This window comes from Methylobacterium sp. D48H (assembly GCF_053345715.1).
On sequence record NZ_JBKFAP010000001.1, the window covers coordinates 135495 to 156105 of the forward strand.

The following is a 20611-nucleotide window of genomic DNA, read 5'->3' on the forward strand; positions in this document are numbered from 1 at the left end:
TCCGGCACGGCAACCTCCGTCAGGTCGCTAGCTCCGGATCTTCTCGATGCAGCAACGGCCCCGGACGCTACAGCGCATCCCAGATCCAAGCTGCGGTCATCATGGCAACGCCGCCGCTCCCCAACGCTACTACGATGTACCGGTGCAGGCGGTCGTAGAGAGGTCGCTGCATTGATTTGTTCTCGCAGAAGCGGTGCTCCTGTTGGCCATAAGCAGCACCCAGCCGCCAGCGATAAAATTTACCGGCTCGTCAATTCGGAATTTGCGTGATCCGCGGGCCACAGCGGCTGACGGTCAGTCTTCGTAGTGAGACGCGAGCCCGCCTAGGATTATTATTGCTATTACGGCCATCGCGAATGCCGCGGCGATGAAAATAGACCGCATCTGGTAGTTCAGTCTCTGCCGACGGATGTCATCGACACTTCAGATGGTCCTGCGCCTCCAGGTGCACGGGGAGAGCCTTGCGGGCGACCCGGAGATCGTGCTGGCCCAAACTCAGGCATCGTCGTTCTCGATGCCGCCGTCCACGAAACCATCGAAGCCATCTAGGGGCACACCGGTCCGATACACGTCGTACTTGCGACCCAGCGCGTCCAGCTGCTTCCCCGTCGCTCCGATGACGAGGTCCCGCTCGCCATCCGGAACCTCTCGCAGCAGGCGCTCGCGGAAGTCGGCGTCAGGCTCCGGCTCGCTCATGCGTCACCTATGGATGCTCGGCCTTCAGGGCTTCCAGTGCGGAAGGGGCGGACTATGCCAGATTGGGCGTCAGTCGAGGAAGACCTGCAGGTTGTCGGTCTTGAGGATGTCGCGCTGATCGGCACACCACTCTTCGGCGCCGTTCTCCTCGATCTCCCTGCTGATTTGCTTGCCTTCTTCCTCGATGAGGGCTTTGGCCCGCTTGTTTCCGAGGGTCTTTCGCAGAGCCACACGCGCGGTACGGGCGAGGCCATCTGACAGTGCGTCGTCGATGGTGTGGAACTTACGGCAGTAGAGCACGATGCCGGCCTGCGCCCCGACGATCCGGGCCAATCCAGAGAGAGTCTCGGCGCGCTTGTCGTCTTGAGCTGCTGCGGGGCTACAGGCGGCACTGATCAGGGCGAGAGCGATCGCGGCTTCTCTCACTTCAGGTAGCCCTTTGCCTTAAAGTGATCGGTTGGCGACGATGCATACCGGCGGATCAGAGCGGCGCATAGCTATGTCGGCTAGAACCAATCGTTCCTGTCGCTCAGCCCCGTTTCACCGACCTCCCGCCTCCCGGCGCGACCAAATCGAGTGCTTTGAACCCGTCATCCGCCCGTGGCATGTGAGGCCATGACCTACCGTGTTGAATTCCGCAGAGACGGCGCCGTCATCGGTGAGGCTGAGGGACTCGAAGATCGAGCCGCGGCCAAGCGGCTTGCAGAAGCGGAGATCGCCCAACGTGACGCCGAGATCGCAATCGTGATAGACGTGGATGGGACAGGAATGGAGGTCGCTTCCATAAGGCTGGATGCCATGAAGTGGGACGACGAGTAACCGCTGCGTCAGGTCGCATTTCCGGCTGTTGGACGAAGCCCGGGCAGACCTGGGGGTCGCCGGTCTGGGAGTTCGCGGCCAAAGGGGGGCTGAACATCAGAGAGTAGACGCGACACCCGCCAATTAGGACGGACTACGAGCTTTTTGGTCAGATCGACGCAGATCGGACGATCCTAACATCCGGCTAGGGAACGCACGGCCGGGTTGTGTCAGCAGGTAGACAATCGCGGTCACGAACGTTCGGCAGTCGCGATGGAGGGTTTGATGCCCCCCCCCGCCGGCAACGAACCGGATACCGGAATGCCGCGCTTCTACTTCAACGTCCACGACGGCAAGAGCGGCCTCGATGCGCTGGGCACAGATCTGCCGGACCTCGCCACCGCCCGCACTGAGGCTGTCCGCCTCGCAGGCGAGATCCTGAGAGACGAAGCTCAGCACATCGTTCACGACGACGACTGGCGCCTTGAGGTGACCGATCACCGTGGACTCGTTCTGTTTCAAATGGCGGTTCTGCTGATCGAGTCCCCGGTGCCGTCTCAGGGTCCACCGGAACTGGCGGACGACGCTCGCTGAGTGTGGGGCTGCGTGTACTGGTCCAGCGAAGCGCCTGACGAACCTCGGCTTTCCGAAGGTCGTCCACACCGCTCCACCACGATCTCGCGCGCCTCGGCAGCCGCCAGTTGAAGCTCGTCCTCGCCTCGGGTTTGTTCCGCTTTCGTTCGCGAGCGGAGGGCCACTAGAATGGGGCGCCTGGGGGATGCGGGGCCTGGTCGGGTGTACGTCGACTGCGCCACCTGCAAGCGCTCGGGCCGCTACACCGTTGCGAGCCTGATCGACCGCTACGGGGCCGACATCTCGACGCTCGACCTGCTGCGGCATCTGACGGCCTCGTGCCGCTACCAGCGCGCGCCCGGGGCGCCGCTCGCGCGGAAATACGAGCACCTCTGCCTCGCCGCGATCACGCTGCCGCCGGCCGCCAAGAAGATCCCGCCGGTGCCGCCGGGCGACCCCTACACGATCGAGGTCTGGGACCGGATCGGCGGTAAGCTCGAGCTGCACCTCGCCACGATCTATCCGCTGACCGTGGCGATTGCTGCATTCGAGGCCGCCTGCCTGGAGTGGCCGACGAACGAGATCACCCTGCGGGATCGCGCTCGGATCGTGCGGAAGCGGGAGCTGCTGCCGCGGAGCGCCACCGGGTGACGTTCCGGCGCAGATCGCTGACCGCGAGGCCATCAGCCTCCAGGCACGTCAGCGCGCCGGCGGCGTGCATGACGCGCTCGCTGCCGGATATCCCGGCGCGCTCGGCGATCTCGGTGGTGGTGGACGGCTCGGGAGTCAGCGCCGCCAGCACGCGCGGCCGGAGGTCCTGGCGCGGCCGAGCGCCTCGAGGCGATGGGGCCTTCGACATGGCGCTACCCCAGCGCGATCAGCATCCAGGTGCGTGCCTTCGTCATCAGGTCGCCGTCCCCGGCTGACGGTTCAGACGCGATCACGCGGTCGATAATGTCGCGCGCGTCCGCGCTGCTCATCCCGATTCCTTGCACGAAGCCGCTCAGCCGCTCCATCAGGCGTTCGAAGGTCGCCGCGCGCTCGGAGTCAATGTCGCCGCTCATCCCTTCACCGCGTGGGTCAGCAGGACCGCGCTCCGCACCATGGTGCGCTTCCAGACTGGCATGTCGGTTGTGAGAGGCTCGGTTGCGCGGGTGTTCGTGCGGAGCATCTCGATGAGGTCGAGAGTCCAGCCTTTCGCCAGAGGATATGATTCGGTGGCGAGATCCGCGAGTACGGCGTCGATCTCCCGGTCGGTGACCTCGGCGGCCTTGCGCAGCTCCGCGACGTTCGGGTTGTTCGTCATGGTGCTTACCGGACCGGTCCTTCGGTAAGCAAGCCTGGGGCTAAGTAGTGGTGCCGCAAGAGGGATTCGAACCCCCGACCCCCTCATTACGAATGAGGTGCTCTACCAGCTGAGCTATTGCGGCTCTGGCCCCAACCAGACCGTCAGCGGCGCGCGGTGACCGGCGCCGGACGTGGCAGGCTCATAGCGGCCCGGCCTGCGTTAGGCAAGGCCACAGCAGGCGCTCGCGGGCGTCAGGCGGCTTGGTCCGACGCTAATTCATCCTGCAGGAACGCCGCCACCTCCGCCCGGTCCACGCCGGGGGCGATGAAGCTCTGGCCGATCCCCCGCGCGAGGATGAAGGTCAGCGCGCCGTCGCGGACCTTCTTGTCCTGGGTCATCGCGTCGAGGAGCGCCTCGGCGTCGCCGCACCCGCCCGGAACGGCCTGCAGACGGGTCGGCAGGCCGGCGAGTGCGAGATGGTTGGCGACCCGGCCCGCATCCTGGCCGGCGCAGAGCCCGAGGCGCGCCGAGAAGCGGAAGGCCAGCGCCATCCCGATCGCGACGCCCTCGCCGTGGACCAGGCGGGCGGAATCGTAGCCGGTCAGGCGCTCCAGGGCGTGGCCGAAGGTGTGACCGAGATTGAGCAGCGCCCGCTCGCCGTCCTCCCGCTCGTCGCGGGTGACCACCGCGGCCTTGGCCCGGCAGCAGGCGGCGACCGCCTGCTCGCGCTCCGGGCCGCCGGCGAAGATCCCGCGCCAGTTCGCCTCGCACCAGTCGAAGAAGCCCGGATCGGCGATCAGCCCGTACTTGGCGACCTCGGCGTAGCCGGCGCGCATCTCACGCTCGGACAGGGTATCGAGGGCGGCCGTGTCGGCCAGGACGAGGCGCGGCTGGTGGAAGGCGCCGATCAGGTTTTTGCCCAGCGGCGCGTTGATGCCGGTCTTGCCGCCGACCGAGGAATCGACCTGCGCGAGCAGGCTCGTCGGCACCTGCACGAAGCGCACGCCGCGCCGCAGGGTGGCGGCCGCGAAGCCCGCGAGGTCGCCGACCACGCCGCCGCCCAGCGCCACGACGAGGTCGCCGCGCTCGACCTTGAGGGCGAGCAGCCCGTCGCAGACCTCCGCGTAGCCCGCGTAGGATTTGGAGGCCTCGCCCGGCGCCACCGTCACCACGCCCGCCTGGAGGCCGGCGCGCTCCAGGCTGGTCCGCAGCCGCGCGGCGTAGAGCGCGCCGACCGTCGCGTCCGTCACGATCGCCGCCCGGCGGGCCCCGAGCGCGGCGACCGCGGTGCCGGCCGTGTCGATCAGCCCGCGCCCGATCTGGATGTCGTAGGCGCGGCCGGCGTCGAGGGGCACGTGGACGGTCAGGAGGTCCGGACGGGGCTCGGTCATGGATCGGTTCGCTCGGGTCTCACTGGGCGGCCACGGGGATGGATCCTTCGCCGCTGAGATGGGCATCCAGCGCCTCCAGCACGTCCTGGACGACCCGGTCATGCGAGACCTCCCGCGAGATGACCATCACGTCGGCTGCGGCGTAGACCGGGTGGCGCACGGCCATCAGGTCTCGCATCGTCGCCTCGGGATCCTCGGTCTGCAGCAGCGGGCGGTTGCCGCGCTTGCGGACCCGCCGCATCAGCACGTCCAGATCGGCCTTCAGCCAGACGGAGACCGCCGATTCCGCGATGCGCGCGCGGGTCGCCTCGCGCAGGTAGGCGCCGCCGCCCGTCGCCAGGACCAGCGGACCGGCCCGCAGCAGGCGCGAGATCACCCGCTCCTCGCCGTCGCGGAAGCTCGGCTCGCCGTAGATCGCGAAGATGTCGGGGATCGTCAGGCCGGCCGCGGCCTCGATCTCGATGTCGGCATCCTTGAAGATCAGGCCGAGGCGGCTCGCCAGACGCCGGCCGACGGTGCTCTTGCCCGCTCCCATGAGGCCGACGAGCACGATCGAGCGCAGGCCGAGCGCGCGGCGCAGACGCGCCTCGATCGGTTCCCCCGCCTCCTCCCCGCTCATGGCCTCCTGCATCGACTCCTGCATCGCATCCGTGCGGCGTCCCCGCCTCTCCACCGGCCCCCGCGCGCCTGTCGCCCGGGCAGCCTCACATCCTGCGGCAGGCTCTTAGCGCGATTCAAGCGGCCTGCGAAACGCATCCCTGTGTCGTCGTGGGCCTTGTCAGCGCCTCGTTCACGTGGTCGAACCCGGGCATCGGCGGTGGCTCGGAGAAGGCCTTCGCCCGCCCCCTCCCCGCCGCCAGCGCCCGTCTGCCCGAGGTTCGACCGACGTGCCGACCCTGTTCCGTTTCTTTGCCACCCTCGCGATCCTGGCGGGTCTGGTCTACGCGGCCATGTTCGCGCTCGCGCATTTCGTCCAGCCGACGCCGCGAGAGATGAGCGTGACCATCCCTGCCTCGAAGCTGCAGCCGGGCAACCGTTGAGCGGGCCGGAGGGCAGCGGCGACGCCGCCCGGGCGCCCCGCCCCGAGGTCGCCGAGTACCTCGACATGCTGGCCGCCGAGCGCGGTGCCGGACTGAACACCCTGAGCGCCTACCGCCGGGACCTGGACGATTACCTCGACTATCTCGCGCGCTCGGGCACGGCGCTCGGCGACGTGGAGGCCGGCACACTGCGGGCCTTCCTGATCGACCTCGAGACCCGAGGCCTGAAGGCGTCCTCGGCGGCGCGGCGCCTGTCCTGCGTGCGCGGTTTCCACAAGTTCCTCTACGCCGAGGGCGGCGCCGAGAGCGATCCGAGTGTCGCGGTGTCCGGCCCGCGCCGGGGGCGCGCGCTCCCCAAGGTCCTGTCCATCGCGGAGGTCGACCGGCTGCTCGCCACGGCGCAGGCGGCCGCCGCCGCCGATCAGGCCCCTGGCCCGGCCCGGCGGGCGCGCCGGATGGTGTGCCTGCTCGAGCTGCTCTACGCCACGGGCCTGCGCGTCTCGGAACTGGTCGCCCTGCCCCGCGCGGCGGGCGCGACGCGCGAGCGCTACCTCATCGTCAAGGGCAAGGGCGGCCGCGAGCGCCTCGTACCCCTGACCGATGCGGCCCGCACCGCGATGGCGGCGCATCTTCCGGCCGTGCCGGAGGACAACCCGTGGCTGTTTCCCGCCGACAGCGACAGCGGCTATCTCACCCGGCAGGCCTTCGCCCGCGATCTCAAGGTGCTGGCCTCGGCGGCGGGGCTCCACCCGGATCGGGTGAGCCCCCACGTGCTCCGCCACGCCTTCGCGAGTCACCTCCTGCAGAACGGCGCCGACCTGCGCATCGTCCAGGAGCTGCTCGGCCACGCCGACATCTCGACGACGCAGATCTACACGCACGTCCTCGACGAGCGCCTGAAGGCGATGGTCCGCGATCTGCATCCGTTGATGGATGGCTGAGCGCTGCCGGGCGGATGGCGTGGCAACTCTCGGTCGGTCGCCCCAATTGTATACGTTTAGCGAACTGCCTAGAAGTAGCCCCTCGCCATACCGGTACGCGAGCCAGCCTTTACCAGAGAGAGTTTTCCTATGTCAGGCCCCACGGCCTCGCAGATCGGCATCGAGCCGGATCGAGCGGGGCACACGCGTGCCGACCAGCTTTCGCAGCGGGAGCGGCAGCGCCTCGACAATCAGCTGTGCTTCGCGGTCTACGCCGCCGCGCACGCCTTCGGCCGCGCCTACCGCAACCTCCTGGGGCGCCACGAACTGACCTATCCGCAATACCTCGTCCTGCTGGTCTTGTGGGAGCAGGACGGATTGTCGGTCAAGGAGATCGGGAACCGCCTGTTCCTGGATTCGGGGACGCTGACGCCGCTCCTGAAGCGCCTGGAAGCCTCCGGGCGCGTGCGCCGCGCCCGCGACAGGGTCGACGAGCGCCAGGTCAGCATCTTCCTCACCGCCGCCGGCGAGGCGCTGCGCGAGGAACTCGCCTGCCTGCCCGACGAGGCGGGAGGCATGACCGGTCTCGATATCCAGGGCCGCAAAGACCTTCTTCAGGATCTCGTCACGCTCAGGCTGAGCCTGCAGGCCGGCCTCACGCCCGACTAGGGCGCGGCCGGAGCCCCGGGAGCGGCCGGGCGGCCGCTCCCGGTTCGTACCGATCTTCGCCTCTCAGGACTGCGTCTTGAGGTAGGCGATGACGTCGTTGATCTTCTTGTCGTCGGGGTAGCCCTGGAAGATCATCTTGGTGCCGGGCACCTTCGTCTTCGGGTTCTTCAGCCACTCGTGCAGGTTGGCCTCGTCCCAGGTGATGCCGGAGTTCTTCAAGGCGGCGGAGTAGTTGTAGCCCTCGTAGGTGCCCGCCTTGCGGCCGACGACGCCCTTCAGGTCGGGACCCACGCCGTTCTTCTGGAAGTTGTGGCACGCCTTGCAGGGGGCGAACGCCTTCTCGCCGGCCGCGGCGTCGCCGGCGTCCTGGGCCTGCGCGGCGAACGGCATCACGACGGCAAGGACGGCGCCGAAAACGAGTGAACGCATGGATTTCCTCCTGTTGGCCGCCGCTTGGGCAGCGATGCGGGCAGAGCTTGCCTGCCTGGAACAGCTCTAATTGAATGTGCCCGGCGCGCGCAACGGCCCAGTCTGGGATAGCCGTCATCCGGGGCCGGTTGGCGGCTGCTGCGGGCCGCCGCCCCACTCAACACCGCGTGAACGGATTGGCTCCGTGCGACGGCGCGCGGCGCCGTTCCCTCAGATCCCGTGATAGGTCCGATACCAGTCGACGAAGCGCACGATCCCCGTCTTCAGCGGCGTGGCGGGCCGGAAGCCGGCGTCCCGCACGAGGTCGTCGATGTCGGCGTAGGTCGCCGGGACGTCGCCGGGCTGCATCGGCAGGAGGATCTTCTCCGCCTTGCGGCCCAGGGCGTCCTCGAGGAGGGCGATCATCTCCAGGAGCGCCACCGGCTCGTTGTTGCCGATGTTGTAGATCCTGTAGGGGGCGGAGCTGGTCCCGGGATCCGGCGCCGCGCCGCTCCACGCGGGGTCGGGCGCGGCCGGCCGGTCGGCCAGGGCCCGGATCCCCGCGACGATGTCGTCGATGTAGGTGAAGTCCCGGAGCATCCGCCCTTCGTTGAACACGCGGATCGGTTCGCCCGCCAGGATCGCGCGGGTGAACAGGTACAGCGCCATGTCGGGCCGGCCCCAGGGGCCGTAGACGGTGAAGAAGCGCAGGCCCGTCGTCGGCAGGCCGTAGAGATGGCTGTAGCTGTGCGCCATCAGCTCGTTCGCCTTCTTGGTCGCGGCGTAGAGGCTGAGCGGATGGTCGACGTTCTGGTGCACCGAGAACGGCATTGCGGTGACGCCGCCGTAGACGGAGCTGGAGGACGCGTAGAGGAGGTGTCCCACGCCGCCGTGGCGGCAGGCCTCGAGGATGTTCAGGAAGCCGACGAGGTTGCTCGCCGCGTAGGCGTGCGGATCGGTGAGCGAGTAGCGCACGCCGGCCTGGGCCGCGAGGTGGATTACCGTGCGGAACGCGTGGCGGCGGAACAGCGCGTCGAGGCCGTCGCGGTCGGCGAGGTCGAGGCGCGCGAAGCTGTAGCCCGGGAAATCCGCGAGGCGTTGCAGCCGGGCTTCCTTGAGGCGCACGTCGTAATAGGCGTTGACGCTGTCCAGCCCGACGACCTGCCGGCCGTCCTCGAGGAGGCGCAGGGCGAGCTGGTTCCCGATGAAGCCGGCCACGCCGGTGATCAGAACAGGTGGCAGGGACATGCGCGCGGACCGACGGGCTGACTGGCCGCCCGGGGTCGAGCTGTAGCATGGGGTATGGGCGCGACAAATCGGTGTCCGACATGAGCCTGCCGACACGAGCCTGCCGACATGAGCCTGCCGACGCTCCGAGCGGCCTGTCGCGCGGGCGCGTGACGCGCTAGGCTCGCGGCTGCCGTGCAGCCCGATCCGAGACCGCTCCCCGACAGCCTGACCCGCCTGCTCACCGTGCCGGAGCAGCGCCCGGTCCGGGCGCGTCCCGAGCCTTCGCGGAGGGAGCGGGCTTCGGAGCCGCGCTCCGCACACGCGGCGCTGGAAGCGGCGATCCTCCGCGGCTTCGTGTTCGGTCTCTCGGGGCTCGTCTGGCTCGTCGTGCTGGCGCTGTCGGTCCGGCATATCGCGCACTGATCGTGCCCCGAGTCCCCCGCAGCCCCGGCGTGACGCTGTGGATATCGGTGGTGCGCCTGTTCGCCCGCGTCCTCAATCAGTACGCGAACAGCCAAGTTCGCTATTGAGGCGGCCAGACCGGGGGCGGCTCGACGGCGAGGATGGGACGATGTCTCTGACAGGGCGTTTCTGGTTCCGGAAGACCTGGACAGGGCGGCTGGTGCTCCTGGTCGAGGAGGAGCGCCCCCGCTGGTTCGGCCGCGGCTCCGGCAAGCCGCGCTGGCGCAACGCCAAGCTCCTCGATTTCGCCGAGCCCGAGCTGCGGCCGCTCATGGCGATGGAGAAGCAGCACCGCGCGGGCGGTTCCACCGGCCAGGTGCGGGCGCTGCGCCCGGTCCCGACCGCGCCGGCCGCGCGCGCCGCGAACGGCTGAGGGCCGAGGCAGCGGGGCGCGCCGCGGTCTGGTCCGACGCGCGGCCGTCACCACCTGTCGTGGGTCGCTCCGCCCGGGGCGGCACCCCTGCAATCGGTGAAGACCATGCCGCGCTACTTCTTCCACACGCAGATCGGCGAGGACGTCATCTCCGACCCGACCGGGATCGAGCTTCGGGATCCGGACGCGGCCTGGGATGCGGCGCGGGAGACGATCCGCGCCGCCCTGCGCCAGCCGCAGGATCAGGCCCGGCTGATGACGGCGTGCCTCGTGGTCACGGACGACGACGGCGAGGTCGTGCTGGAATTCCCGTTCAGCGAGGCCGTGGCGCTGCCCGCCGACGCGGACCCGACGCGTCACTGAGATCGGCGACGCGCGCGCTCCGCGCCCTACATCGCGCCGCAGCCCACCGGAACGGAGCTGCGCCCGTATGGATACGCCACCGAACGACCTCGATGCCCGCGCCCTCGGCCGGGCCGCGCCCGCCAAAGGGCTCGCCCGGGAAGCCTGCCCCTACGCGGAGGGGACGGAGGCGCGCGCGCTCTGGCTGGCCGGTTACGACGCGGCCCTGGCGGAGGGCGAGACGCCCGTGACCGGCGGTCTCGCCAAGCACCCGGTCGACGGGTCGGCCCGCTGATGGACGCCCGGACCGCACCGCATCCCGGCGCGCATCATTCGACTCTCGACCGCAAGTCGGTCGGGGCCGTCGTCCTGGGCAACGCCCTCGAATTCTACGACTTCACCGTCTACGCCTTCTTCGCCAAGCCGATCGGCGAGGCCTTCTTCCCGGCGAACGACCCGACCAACAGCCTGCTGGCATCGCTCGCCCTGTTCGGCATCGGCTACGTCATGCGGCCCATCGGCGGTGTGCTGATCGGCGCCTTCGCGGACCGGGCCGGCCGCAAGCCCGCGATGTTGATCACCATCGCGCTGATGGCCGTCGGCATGCTCATGCTGGCCGCCTGCCCTTCCTACGCGACGATCGGCGGCTGGGCGCAGGTCATCGTCATCGCCGGACGCCTCGTGCAGGGCCTCGCCCTCGGCGGCGAGGTCGGTCCCTCGACGGCCTTCCTGCTGGAGGCCGCGCCCCCGAAGCGGCGCGGCTTCGTGACGAGCTGGCAGATCGCCAGCCAGGGCTGCGCGGCCCTGTTCGCCGGGATCATCGCGACCGCCCTGGCGCTCGCGGTCGGCGACCAAGCGATGGCGCAGTGGGGCTGGCGGCTGATGTTCGCCCTCGGCCTGTCCGTCGTGCCGGTCGGCCTCATCATCCGCAGCCACCTGCCCGAGACCGCCGGCGCCGAGGAGGATCCGCACGCGGCGGCCTCGACGATGGCGGTGGTCGGCCGGCTCCTGCGCGAGCACGGCCGCCTGCTGGGCCTGACCTTCCTGGTCATCGCGGCCTCGACCGTGTCGAACGCGGTCGGTACCAACATGCCGGTCTTCGCGGGCGCGACCCTCGGCCTGAGCGAGACTGCCGCGACGGCGGTGCCGATCGCCCTCGGGCTCGCCTCGGTGATCTTCCCGCTGCTCGGCGGCTGGCTGGCCGACCGGTACGGGCGGCGACCGGTGATGATCTGGCCGCGGGCGCTGATCCTGATCCTGGCGGTCCCGGCCTTCGCCTGGGTGGTGCGGGCGCCGAGCGCTGCCAGCGTCTACGCGGTCACCTTCCTGCTCTCGGCGCTGTCGTCCATCAACGCGGCGGCCGTGATCGTCGGCATTCCCGAGGCCCTGCCGCGGGCGGTGCGCAGCGCCGGGTTGTCGATCGTCTACGCGGTCTCCGTCTCGGTGTTCGGCGGCAGCACGAACTACGTGGTGAACTGGCTGATTGCCGCGACCGGCGACCGGCTCGCGCCGGCCTACTACCTCGCCGCATTCAGCCTCGTCGGGACGATCGCCGCGTTCCTGCTGCCCGAGACCCGCGGAAGGGACCTCGACGCCGACGCGGAGGCCTGAGTCGGTCGCGCCGGGGCGTTCCGCATTATGTATGCACGTGCTGCATCGGGGCGCGTCATCCATGCGCCCATCGCGGGGCCGACGCCGAGCGGATGTGCGCCCGCGCACGGATCTCGCCGCGGAGAGGCCGGTTGCCCGAGCCAACGCTAGGTGTGCAGGCGCGGCGGGCCTAGATCGGCCCGATGCCCAAGTCCCTCGAGACGCGCCGCCCGCTGGTCCTCGCCGCGGTGATGGCGTCGATGTTCATGATCGCCATCGAGGCGACGATCGTCTCGACGGCGATGCCGCAGATCGCCGGTCATCTCGGCGACCTTCACCTCTATGCCTGGGTGTTCGCGTCCTTCCTGCTGACGCAGACGGCCACCACGGTGGTGTTCGGCAAGCTCTCGGACCTCTACGGACGCCGGCCAGTCCTGCTGTTCGGCATCGCGGTGTTCCTGGCGGGCTCCCTCCTGTGCGGGCTCGCGTGGTCGATGCCCTCGCTGATCCTGTTCCGCCTCATCCAGGGCGTCGGCGCAGGGGCGATCCAGCCGGTGAGCCTGACCGTCATCGGCGACCTTTACGCGGTGCGGGAACGCGGCAAGGTCCAGGGCTACCTCGCGAGTGTCTGGGGGATCTCGTCGGTGGCCGGCCCGCTGGTCGGCGGCCTGATCATCGGCCACCTGAGCTGGCCCTGGATCTTCTGGATCAACCTGCCGATCGGCGTGATCGCGGCCGGCCTGTTCCTGTGCTTCCTCCACGAGGGCGTCGAGCGCCGCCCGCGCCAGATCGACGCAATCGGTGCGGCCCTGTTCACCGCCGCCATCGCGGCGCTGATGATCGCGCTGACCGAGGCGGGCGAGTCGGCCGAAGCGGCCCTGTGGCCGGCGGTGGCCTTCGTGGTGGCCGCGACCCTGTTCGTCGTCCAGGAGCGGCGCGCGCCGGACCCGATGCTCGACATCCGCCTGTGGTTGCAGCGCCCCATCGCGACCGCCAACACCGCGACGCTGCTCTCCGGCATGACGGTGATCGGGCTCACGGCGTTCCTGCCGATGTACGTGCAGGGCGTCATGCGGCAGTCGCCCCTGATCGCCGGACTGACCCTGACCCTGATGGTGCTCGGCTGGCCGATCGGCGCCACGACGGCGGCGCGCAGCTTCGTGCGGTTCGGCCTGCGCCCGATCCTGCTGGTCGGCGCGACGCTCCTGCCCCTCGGCGCGGTCGCCTTCGTGGCTCTCGGGCCCGACACCTCCCCGGCGGTGGCGGCCTGCGGCTCGGTCGTGATGGGGCTCGGCATGGGCTTCCTGTCCACGGCCGCCATCGTGATCATCCAGGACAGCGTCGCCTGGGCGCAGCGCGGGGCGGCGACGGCCTCCAACATCTTCTCGCGCAACCTCGGCTCGACCCTCGGCGCGACCGTCCTCGGGGCGGTGCTGAATTACCGGCTCGCGAACCCGTCGAGCGGCCCGGCGGTGAACTCCGATCAGCTGCGGCGCCTGCTCGACGATCCAGCAAGCCTCGGGGCCGGCGGCGAGGCGATCCGGGCCGGCCTGGAGCACGCCCTGCACGGCACGTTCTGGACGGTGTTCGCCGTGGCGGGGCTGACCCTGCTCCTGTCGCTGCTGGTCCCGCCGGTGGCGATCTCCGACCGGCCGCGCGAGCTCGCCATCGAGTGAAGGGAGCGGCATTCGCCGAGGGAGAGGCGCCGCAGGCGCGGCGCCGGCCGAGCGATCCCGTCTCCACAGCGGGCCTTTGACTGTCCCGCCGGAGGCCCCTAGCGTCGGCTCATGCCCCTCGTGCCGCCCCCGCGCCCCGCAGCCCAGCAAGCGGCGGACATCCCGCCGACCAGCGTGCTCAACGCCAACCAGCCGGAATGGTCGGTCGGCGAGCTCGCGGGCGCCCTGAAGCGCACCCTCGAGGACGCCTTCGGGCACGTCCGGCTGCGCGGGGAGATCTCGGGGTATCGCGGCCAGCACGGCTCGGGCCACGCCTATTTCTCCCTGAAGGACGGGCAGGCGCGGATCGATGCGGTGGTCTGGAAGGGCGTGTTCGGACGCCTGCGCCAGCGGCCGCAGGAGGGGTTGGAGGTCGTCGCCACCGGCCGCATCACGACCTTCGCGGGCAAGTCCTCGTACCAGATCGTCATCGAGAGCCTGGAGCCCGCGGGGCTCGGCGCCTGGATGGCGCTCCTGGAGGAGCGCAAGAAGCAGCTCGCGGCCGAGGGCCTCTTCGCGCCGGACCACAAGCGGCCGATCCCCTACCTGCCGCGGGTCGTCGGCGTCGTCACCTCGCCGACCGGCGCGGTGATCCGCGACATCCTCCACCGGCTGGAGGACCGCTTTCCCCGTCCGGTCCTCGTCTGGCCGGTGCGGGTCCAGGGCGACGGCGCGGCCGAGGAGGTCGCGGCCGCGATCCGCGGCTTCAATGCCCTCCCGGCCGGGGGGCCGATCCCGCGCCCGGACGTGCTCATCGTGGCCCGCGGCGGCGGCTCGATCGAGGATCTCTGGGCCTTCAACGAGGAATGCGTCGTCCGCGCCGCCTTCGCGAGCGCGATCCCGCTGATCTCGGCGGTGGGGCACGAGACCGACACCACGCTGATCGACTACGTCTCGGATCGCCGCGCGCCGACCCCGACGGGCGCCGCCGAGATGGCGGTGCCGGTCCGCGCCGACCTGATCGCCACGGTGGCGGACCTGTCGGCCCGCGGCCGGGGGGCGGTCGGGCGCCGGATCGACCTCGACCGGTCGGACCTGCGCGCCCTCGGACGCGCCCTTCCGAGCGCCGACGCCCTGCTGGCGGCCAAGCGCCAGCGGCTCGACCTCGCCGAGGCGCGCCTTGCCCCGGCGCTGGCGGCGGGCGCGAGCCGCCACCGCGCGCGGCTCCAGCTGCTCCTCGACCGGATGGCCCGCCGCTCGCCCGACGTGGCCCTCGCCAACGCCCGCGCCCGGCTGGCGCGGATCGACCACCGGCCGCTCCACGCCCTGCGCAACGACGTCCAGCGCAAGGGCGAGGCCCTGGTCCAGCTCGGGCGCCGCCTCGTCGTCGCGCGCGAGGCCAGCCTGGAACGGGCCCGGGCGCTGCAGGCGCGCCGCACCGACCGGCTCCTCGCCCTGTCGGAGCGCCTCACCCAGGCGGGCGCGCGCGGCATCGAGCGTCGTCGCGACCGGCTCGACGGTCTGGCGGGCCTGCTCGGCTCGCTCAGCTACCGCGCGGTGCTCGACCGGGGCTACGTGCTGGTGCGCGACGCCGCGGGGCTGCCCGTCCGCCGCGCCGCGGAGGCGGCGGCCGCCCAGCGCCTCAGCCTGCAATTCGCCGACGGGACCGTGACGGCCGTGCCCGACGGGACGGCCGATCCGTCCCTGTCGGCCGCTCCATCCCCGGCCGCGAAGCCCGCTCGGCGCGGCGGCGCGGCCGCGCCGGCGACGGCCGGCAAGCGGACCGGCGCGAGCCCCGCCCCGACGCGGCAGGGCTCGCTGTTCGACGCCTGAAACGGTCGCCGCGGCCGGATGTAAGGGCCGGCCCGCGACCCCCCGCGTCTCAGCCGGGCTCCGGTCCGACCCGGTAGTGATAGCGGTACAGTTCGCGCTCGAATCCGAGGGCGCTGTAGAGCGCCCGCGCCGGCGTGTTCGCGGCCACGACCTGCAGGCAGGCGGCCCGGGCGCCCTCCCCGCGGCCCCAGCGCAGCAGCGCGCCGACCGCGCGCCGGGCATGGCCGCGGCCGCGCAGGGGTTCGGGCGTCGCCACCGCCTCGATGACCATCAACTCGCGGTCGAGCACCCCGAAGGCGATGGCGCCGATGCCACCCTCGGCCGCGGCCGCCGCGAAGGCCCGCGGCAGGGTCAGGGCGGCGACGGTGTCGCGGAACACCCGCGCGGCCGCTCCATCCGCCCGGTTCACCGCGTCGCGCAGGGCCAGCCAGTCCGGCCCGGGCGCCGCGGCGACCGCCACGGCCGGATCGGGCGCAATCGGCAGGTCGTCGAGACCGCGGATCAGCGTGCAGGTCTCGTCGACCACATCGTAATCGCCGCCGGCGAGGAGCGGCTCCATCTGCGGGGCGATGGCCGGCACGCGGAAGATCGGGCGCTGCCCCAGGCGGCCGTAGATCGCGCGCGCCGCCGCGATGGCCGGTCCGGGCGCGCCGCTCCCGCGCAGGGGGTTCACGGAATTCTGCCGCTTCGAGCGGCCGCCGGCGGCGCGCAGCAGGTAGCCGTGGACCAGGAGCTCGCGCGGGCTCGGCCAGGCGTTGAGGCAGGCCTCCTCCACGCGCCAGGCCTGTTCGAGATCCGCCATCGCCGCCTCCTCCGATGCTCCTGATCGCACGCGGCCACGACTCGGCCAATGAGTCCGAGACAAGACTTCGGCCATGCGGCGTCGCGTACGCTTGAAGCATTCCGGCGCCGCGCGATGTCTCGCCGATGTCCGAGCCCGAAGTCCTGTTCTGCCTGCACTTTCTGGGCGGAAGTGCCCGAAGCTGGGAGCGTCTCGCGCGCGCCCTCGACGGGACGCCGTTGACTTGCGTGCCCGTAGACTTGCCGGGCTTCGGCGATGCCGCCGGCACGCCGGGCTACTCCGTCGCCGCCATGGCCGATCACGTGGCCGAGGCCATCCGCGCGCGGGCTCCGGCGCGCTACGCGATTGCCGGCCACAGCATGGGGGCCAAGGTGGCGCTGGCGCTCGCGCGCCGGGCCGAGGATGGCGAGGCGGGGCTGGCGGGGCTCACCGACCTCGTCCTGGTCTCCGGTTCGCCGCCGAGCCCGGAGCCGATCCCGAAGGACCGGCGCGCCGACATGCTCGCTTGGATCGACGCGGATCCCGAGACCCGGCGCCGCGAGGCCGAGGCCTTCGTGCGCGCCAACGTGGGCGACGGCCTGGATCCCGAGACCGAGGCGTGGGCGGTGGCCGACGTCCTGCGGGCCGAGCCGGCCGCCTGGAAAGCCTGGCTCGAGGAGGGCGCCAACGAGGATTGGTGCCGCCGGGTCGGCGTCCTGCGCACCCCGGCGCTGATCCTCGCCGGGTCCGAGGATGCCGACCTCGGGCCGGAGGCGCAGCAGGCCCTCACGGCGCCCCACCTCGCGCACCATCGTCTCGTCACCGTGGACGGCGTCGGCCATCTCCTGCCGCTGGAGCGGCCCGCGGCCCTGGCCGACCACCTGCGCGCCCATCTCGGTGACCGGCCTCGGCTGCCCGTCGAGGCCGGCCCGGCGGTGCCGCCGGACTACGCGGCGCTGATCGCCTCCGAGCGCGTGAACAGCCGCCTCCGTGAGGCGCTCGCGGATCGCGCCGCGCCGGGCGATCCCGCCTATCGGCCGGCGGCCCTCGACCCGGTGGAACTCGCGATCCTGCGGGCCGCCCTCGCCCGCGTCGTGCCGGTGCCGCACCTCGATCTGGCCGGCCGCCTCGACCGGCGGCTTTCCTCCGGCGACGGGGACGGCTGGCGCTTCTCGGCCCTGTCGCCGGACGCGGAGGCCTACCGCGCCGCCCTTCGGACGCTCGACGCCGCCGCCCGCATCGCCCGCAACCGCCCGTTCGTGACCCTCGACGCGGCCGAGCAGGACGGGCTGCTCACCCTGTGCGCGCGCGCCGCGCTGAAGGTTCCGGAAAGCCTCGGCGGCCGCCTCGACGCCGACCGGATGCGGTTCTGGTTCGAGGATCTCCGCGCCGACGCGGTCCGACTCTGGCTCGGTCACCCGGCGGCCCTGGCGCGGATCGGCTTCTCGGGCATCGGTGCCGGCGGCGACCGGCCGGGCGAGATCGCGGACGACCTGCCGGGCTTCCAAACCGTCGGACTCGACGCGCCGGAACCCTGGGAGCCTCGGGCGGTGCGGACGGAGGCGGGACGATGAACCTCGCGGGGATGCGGACCTACCGCGCGGACGAGGCCGTCGACGCGGTCGTGGTGGGGACCGGTGCCGGCGGCGCGCCGCTCCTCGCGCGCCTCGCCGCGGCGGGGCTGAAGGTCGTGGCCTTGGAGGCCGGACCGAACTTCACCCCGGAGCGCTTCGCCTTCGACGAGACGCTGGCCGACGAGATCTACTGGACCGAGGAGCGGCTGAGCGGCGGCTCGACCCCGGAGGCCTTCGGGGCGAACAACAGCGGCACCGGCGTCGGCGGCTCGACACTGCACTGGGGCGCCTTCGTGCCGAGGGCCGACGCCCGCGACCTCCGATTACACACGGAGAGCGGCGAAGGGGTCGACTGGCCGCTGACCTACGAGGACCTGCGCCCGTTCTACGAGCGGGTCGAGCGGTTCCTCGGCGTCTCGGGCGCGCAGAGCTACCCGTGGGACGCCGGCCGCCGCTATCCCCTGCCCCCGGTCCCGCGCAACGGGCCGGCGCAGATCATGGCGCGGGCCTGCGAGGCCCGCGGCATCCGGTGGGCGGACGCGCCCGCCGCCGTGGTCTCGCGGGACTTCCAGTCCGAGGACGGGCCCCGCCGCAACGCCTGCATCAATTGCGGCTTCTGCCACCAGGGCTGCCGCACGGGCGCCAAGGCCAGCATGGACGTGACCTACCTGCCCTACGCGGTCGCCCACGGCGCCGAGATCCGGGCCGAGGCCTTCGTCCATGGCCTGGAGCGGGGGGCCGACGGCCGGATCACCGGCGTGGTCTACCGGCAGGACGGCGCGGAGCGGCGGCAGCGCTGCGGCGCCGTCTTCCTCTGCGCCGGGGCGGTCGAGACGCCGCGCCTGCTGCTCCATCTGGGCCTGGCCAATTCCAGCGGCCAGATCGGGCGCAACTACATGGGGCACGTGGCGACCCAGGTCTGGGGCACCTTCGACCACGAGGTGCGCATGAACCGGGGCTATCCGTCCTCGCTGATCACCGAGGACTTCATCCGCGCCGGTGCCGATTTCGCCGGCGGCTACCTGATCCAGAGCCTCGGCGTGGTGCCGTTGACCTTCGGCAACTCGGCGGCGCGGGGGCGCGGCCTGTGGGGTCAGCCGCTGCTCGACTACCTCGACCGCTACAACCACTTCGCCGGCATCGGCATCAACGGCGAGACGCTGCCCTGCGACGCAAACGTGCTGACCCTCGCCGACGAGACCGACGCGCACGGGATGCGCAAGGCCCATATCAGCTTCGGCTACAGCACCAACGAGAACCGCCTCAACGCGCACGCCACCAAGGTCATGCGCGATCTCTGGGAGGAGGCGGGGGCCGACGACGTCTGGGTGCTGGAGCGCGTCGCCCACACGCTCGGGACCTGCCGGATGGGCCGCGACGGGACGAGCGCCGTCGTCGACCCGCACGGCCGCAGCTTCGACATCGACAACCTGTGGATCTGCGACGGCTCGACCTTCCCGAGCTCGCTCGCGGCGAACCCGGCCCTGACCATCATGGCGCTTAGCCTGCGCAGCGCCGAGGCGTTCCTGGCCGGCGGCCCCTGAGCCGGCTCAGCCCGCGGCGTCGCGCAGGTCAGCGAGCCCGCGCCGCTGGCGACCCGCCCCGTCGAAGTTCGACGGGTCCAGCCACGCCGCGAAGCCGGCGCGCACCCGCGGCCACTCGGTATCGGTGATGGAGAACCACGCCGTGTCGCGGGAGCGGCCCTTCACCACCATGGCGTTGCGGAAGATGCCCTCGAAGGTGAAGCCGAGCCGCAGCGCCGCCGCCCGGGACGGGGCGTTGAGGCTGTCGCATTTCCACTCGTAGCGCCGGTAGCCGAGCTCGTCGAAGGCCCGGGCCATCATCAGCGCCATGGCCTCCGTGGCGGCGGGCGCCCGCTGCAGCCGGGGGCCGAAGTGGAGGTGGCCGACCTCGATCACGCCGTTGGCGGGATCGATCCGGAGATACGAGGCGATACCGAGGGCGTCGCCGCTCTCGGGATCCAGGATCGCGTGAAACAGCGGGTCCTCGCTCGTCTGCTGCCTCGCGAGGCGCGCCCGGTAGGCCTCCGCGCTCTCCGGCATCTCGTCGCCGAGATAGGTCCAACCGCGCGTGTCGGGGGCGGCCCTGTAGGTGGCGTAGAGTGCGTCCGCGTGCGCCGCGGCGTCGAGCGGCACGAGCCGGCAGAAGCGGCCCTCCAGGGGCGTGCGCGGCGGGCGCGGGCGCGGGCTCCAGTCCGGTAGCGCCGGGCCGACGCGCTGGCCGAAGCCGTTGAGGCGCGCGCTCACAGCCCGCTCCGCTCGGCGACCAGCCCGGCGAGACCCGCCTCGCCCTCGGCGCGCAGCCCCGCGATGACCCCGTGCCGGTCGGCCTCCGGCCTGTTCTGGCTCATCTTCCACTTCCCCTCGATCCGCGTGATCGGAATCTCGATGCCGATGATGCCCCGAACCTGCGCGGCGACGAACGGCGCCGGCGCGTCCGCGACCGCCCACGGCTCGGCCCGGGACGCCTCGCGCAGGGCGGTGAGGTCGGCGATCTGGCGCCCGAGCCAGTCCGTATCCTCGATCATCCGCGGCCGGCCCCAGGCATGGACGGTGGCGTAGTTCCAGGTCGGGACCACCCGGCCGTGCTCGCGCTTGCTCGCGTACCAGCTCGGCGTGACGTAGCCCTGCGGCCCCTGGAACACGATCAGGCACTCCTCTGCCGCGGTGAGATCCTGACCCTGCGGGTTGGCGCGGGCGAGATGCGCCCGCAGCACCCCGTGGGGACCGTCGTCGTCCAGGAGGAACGGGATCGGGTTGGCGGTCAGGCCACCCGCGCCGGCGGTCACCAGCAGGCCGAGGGGGTTGGCGCGGATCAGCGCGTGCTGCGCGGCGCGTGAATCGTCCCGGAAATGGGGCGGCTGGTACATGGGCCTGTCCTGCGGCGATCTTGCGGATCCGGGCTTGACCGTTCGGCGGTCCAGGCGAAAGGTCCAATTCTCGCACCGCGACTGGACCAGTTTGCCGC

Annotated in this window: 26 protein-coding genes and 1 tRNA gene; 15 read left to right on the forward strand and 12 right to left on the reverse strand. The window is 71.5% G+C overall.

What is annotated here, in order from left to right; genetic code table 11:
- Nucleotides 1-495: 495 nt before the first annotated feature.
- A complete protein-coding gene (locus ACLBX8_RS00755) occupies nucleotides 496-696 on the reverse strand; it encodes a hypothetical protein (RefSeq protein WP_447697621.1) in 201 nt (66 codons plus the stop codon).
- Nucleotides 697-765: 69 nt separating this feature from the next.
- Complete coding sequence (locus tag ACLBX8_RS00760; RefSeq protein ID WP_447697622.1) at nucleotides 766-1029, reverse strand: hypothetical protein; 264 nt, start codon at nucleotides 1027-1029, stop codon at nucleotides 766-768.
- Nucleotides 1030-1311: 282 nt separating this feature from the next.
- Here ACLBX8_RS00760 and ACLBX8_RS00765 point away from each other — a divergent pair, with 282 nt between their 5' ends.
- The 3 genes from ACLBX8_RS00765 (at nucleotide 1312) to ACLBX8_RS00775 (ending at nucleotide 2718) form a co-directional block, all read left to right on the forward strand.
- Nucleotides 1312-1515, forward strand: a complete 204-nt coding sequence (locus ACLBX8_RS00765; protein WP_447697623.1) for a hypothetical protein — start codon at nucleotides 1312-1314, stop codon at nucleotides 1513-1515.
- Nucleotides 1516-1815: 300 nt separating this feature from the next.
- Nucleotides 1816-2088 (forward strand): DUF6894 family protein, encoded by a 273-nt coding sequence (locus ACLBX8_RS00770; RefSeq protein ID WP_447697624.1) that lies wholly within the window; start codon nucleotides 1816-1818, stop codon nucleotides 2086-2088.
- Nucleotides 2089-2256: 168 nt separating this feature from the next.
- Nucleotides 2257-2718 (forward strand): hypothetical protein, encoded by a 462-nt coding sequence (locus ACLBX8_RS00775; protein ID WP_447714483.1) that lies wholly within the window; start codon nucleotides 2257-2259, stop codon nucleotides 2716-2718.
- Between the two features lie 212 nt (nucleotides 2719-2930).
- Here ACLBX8_RS00775 and ACLBX8_RS00780 read toward each other — a convergent pair whose 3' ends face one another.
- The 5 genes from ACLBX8_RS00780 to ACLBX8_RS00800 all read right to left on the reverse strand — a co-directional run bounded on the left by ACLBX8_RS00780 (nucleotide 2931) and on the right by ACLBX8_RS00800 (nucleotide 5389).
- Nucleotides 2931-3131, reverse strand: coding sequence for a hypothetical protein (locus tag ACLBX8_RS00780; protein WP_447697626.1), 201 nt, complete (start codon nucleotides 3129-3131; stop codon nucleotides 2931-2933).
- Nucleotides 3128-3373, reverse strand: coding sequence for a hypothetical protein (locus ACLBX8_RS00785; RefSeq protein ID WP_447697627.1), 246 nt, complete (start codon nucleotides 3371-3373; stop codon nucleotides 3128-3130). The genes ACLBX8_RS00780 and ACLBX8_RS00785 overlap by 4 nt, the downstream gene beginning before the upstream one ends.
- 48 nt (nucleotides 3374-3421) lie before the next feature.
- Nucleotides 3422-3497, reverse strand: a tRNA-Thr gene (locus ACLBX8_RS00790).
- A gap of 109 nt (nucleotides 3498-3606) precedes the next feature.
- On the reverse strand, nucleotides 3607-4746 hold the full coding sequence (gene aroB / locus ACLBX8_RS00795) for a 3-dehydroquinate synthase (RefSeq protein WP_020093427.1): 1140 nt from the start codon (nucleotides 4744-4746) through the stop codon (nucleotides 3607-3609).
- A 19-nt stretch (nucleotides 4747-4765) separates the two neighbouring features.
- Complete coding sequence (locus ACLBX8_RS00800; RefSeq protein ID WP_020093428.1) at nucleotides 4766-5389, reverse strand: shikimate kinase; 624 nt, start codon at nucleotides 5387-5389, stop codon at nucleotides 4766-4768.
- 244 nt (nucleotides 5390-5633) lie between these two features.
- Here ACLBX8_RS00800 and ACLBX8_RS00805 point away from each other — a divergent pair, with 244 nt between their 5' ends.
- The 3 genes from ACLBX8_RS00805 (at nucleotide 5634) to ACLBX8_RS00815 (ending at nucleotide 7375) form a co-directional block, all read left to right on the forward strand.
- On the forward strand, nucleotides 5634-5786 hold the full coding sequence (locus ACLBX8_RS00805; protein ID WP_012317685.1) for a hypothetical protein: 153 nt from the start codon (nucleotides 5634-5636) through the stop codon (nucleotides 5784-5786).
- A complete protein-coding gene (locus ACLBX8_RS00810) occupies nucleotides 5783-6727 on the forward strand; it encodes a site-specific tyrosine recombinase XerD (RefSeq protein WP_447697628.1) in 945 nt (314 codons plus the stop codon). The genes ACLBX8_RS00805 and ACLBX8_RS00810 overlap by 4 nt, the downstream gene beginning before the upstream one ends.
- A 129-nt stretch (nucleotides 6728-6856) precedes the next feature.
- Nucleotides 6857-7375: a MarR family winged helix-turn-helix transcriptional regulator gene (locus ACLBX8_RS00815; RefSeq protein WP_020093430.1), complete on the forward strand. Its 519-nt coding sequence runs from the start codon at nucleotides 6857-6859 to the stop codon at nucleotides 7373-7375.
- Between the two features lie 63 nt (nucleotides 7376-7438).
- Here ACLBX8_RS00815 and ACLBX8_RS00820 read toward each other — a convergent pair whose 3' ends face one another.
- Both ACLBX8_RS00820 and ACLBX8_RS00825 read right to left on the reverse strand, forming a co-directional pair.
- On the reverse strand, nucleotides 7439-7804 hold the full coding sequence (locus tag ACLBX8_RS00820) for a c-type cytochrome (RefSeq protein ID WP_447697629.1): 366 nt from the start codon (nucleotides 7802-7804) through the stop codon (nucleotides 7439-7441).
- Between the two features lie 210 nt (nucleotides 7805-8014).
- Complete coding sequence (locus ACLBX8_RS00825; RefSeq protein WP_447697630.1) at nucleotides 8015-9031, reverse strand: NAD-dependent epimerase; 1017 nt, start codon at nucleotides 9029-9031, stop codon at nucleotides 8015-8017.
- A 174-nt stretch (nucleotides 9032-9205) separates the two neighbouring features.
- Here ACLBX8_RS00825 and ACLBX8_RS00830 point away from each other — a divergent pair, with 174 nt between their 5' ends.
- From ACLBX8_RS00830 to xseA, 7 genes are all read left to right on the forward strand, one after another.
- Nucleotides 9206-9436, forward strand: coding sequence for a hypothetical protein (locus tag ACLBX8_RS00830; RefSeq protein ID WP_020093433.1), 231 nt, complete (start codon nucleotides 9206-9208; stop codon nucleotides 9434-9436).
- 148 nt (nucleotides 9437-9584) lie between these two features.
- Nucleotides 9585-9848, forward strand: a complete 264-nt coding sequence (locus tag ACLBX8_RS00835; protein WP_447697631.1) for a hypothetical protein — start codon at nucleotides 9585-9587, stop codon at nucleotides 9846-9848.
- Nucleotides 9849-9953: 105 nt separating this feature from the next.
- The gene (locus ACLBX8_RS00840) at nucleotides 9954-10211 is read left to right on the forward strand and encodes a DUF6894 family protein (protein WP_447697632.1); all 258 of its coding nucleotides are present in this window, start codon (nucleotides 9954-9956) and stop codon (nucleotides 10209-10211) included.
- Between the two features lie 67 nt (nucleotides 10212-10278).
- On the forward strand, nucleotides 10279-10485 hold the full coding sequence (locus ACLBX8_RS00845; protein WP_020093436.1) for a ribosome modulation factor: 207 nt from the start codon (nucleotides 10279-10281) through the stop codon (nucleotides 10483-10485).
- The gene (locus ACLBX8_RS00850) at nucleotides 10485-11801 is read left to right on the forward strand and encodes an MFS transporter (RefSeq protein ID WP_447697633.1); all 1317 of its coding nucleotides are present in this window, start codon (nucleotides 10485-10487) and stop codon (nucleotides 11799-11801) included. The genes ACLBX8_RS00845 and ACLBX8_RS00850 overlap by 1 nt, the downstream gene beginning before the upstream one ends.
- A gap of 182 nt (nucleotides 11802-11983) precedes the next feature.
- Nucleotides 11984-13456 carry an MDR family MFS transporter gene (locus ACLBX8_RS00855; protein ID WP_447697634.1) on the forward strand — a complete coding sequence of 491 codons (1473 nt, stop codon included), beginning with the start codon at nucleotides 11984-11986 and terminating at the stop codon, nucleotides 13454-13456.
- Nucleotides 13457-13567: 111 nt separating this feature from the next.
- Nucleotides 13568-15268 (forward strand): exodeoxyribonuclease VII large subunit, encoded by a 1701-nt coding sequence (gene xseA / locus ACLBX8_RS00860; protein ID WP_447697635.1) that lies wholly within the window; start codon nucleotides 13568-13570, stop codon nucleotides 15266-15268.
- Nucleotides 15269-15317: 49 nt separating this feature from the next.
- Here xseA and ACLBX8_RS00865 read toward each other — a convergent pair whose 3' ends face one another.
- Nucleotides 15318-16070, reverse strand: a complete 753-nt coding sequence (locus ACLBX8_RS00865; protein ID WP_447697636.1) for a GNAT family N-acetyltransferase — start codon at nucleotides 16068-16070, stop codon at nucleotides 15318-15320.
- A gap of 125 nt (nucleotides 16071-16195) precedes the next feature.
- On the opposite strand from ACLBX8_RS00865, the gene ACLBX8_RS00870 reads away from it, so the two are divergent.
- Nucleotides 16196-17623, forward strand: a complete 1428-nt coding sequence (locus tag ACLBX8_RS00870; protein WP_447697637.1) for an alpha/beta fold hydrolase — start codon at nucleotides 16196-16198, stop codon at nucleotides 17621-17623.
- Nucleotides 17620-19167 (forward strand): GMC family oxidoreductase, encoded by a 1548-nt coding sequence (locus ACLBX8_RS00875; protein ID WP_447697638.1) that lies wholly within the window; start codon nucleotides 17620-17622, stop codon nucleotides 19165-19167. The genes ACLBX8_RS00870 and ACLBX8_RS00875 overlap by 4 nt, the downstream gene beginning before the upstream one ends.
- Nucleotides 19168-19173: 6 nt before the next feature.
- Here the strand turns inward: ACLBX8_RS00875 and ACLBX8_RS00880 are convergent, their stop codons facing one another.
- Together ACLBX8_RS00880 and ACLBX8_RS00885 are read right to left on the reverse strand one after the other, a co-directional pair.
- The gene (locus ACLBX8_RS00880) at nucleotides 19174-19890 is read right to left on the reverse strand and encodes a GNAT family N-acetyltransferase (protein ID WP_447697639.1); all 717 of its coding nucleotides are present in this window, start codon (nucleotides 19888-19890) and stop codon (nucleotides 19174-19176) included.
- A complete protein-coding gene (locus ACLBX8_RS00885) occupies nucleotides 19887-20513 on the reverse strand; it encodes an FMN-binding negative transcriptional regulator (protein ID WP_447697640.1) in 627 nt (208 codons plus the stop codon). The genes ACLBX8_RS00880 and ACLBX8_RS00885 overlap by 4 nt, the downstream gene beginning before the upstream one ends.
- Between the last annotated feature and the right edge of the window lie 98 nt (nucleotides 20514-20611).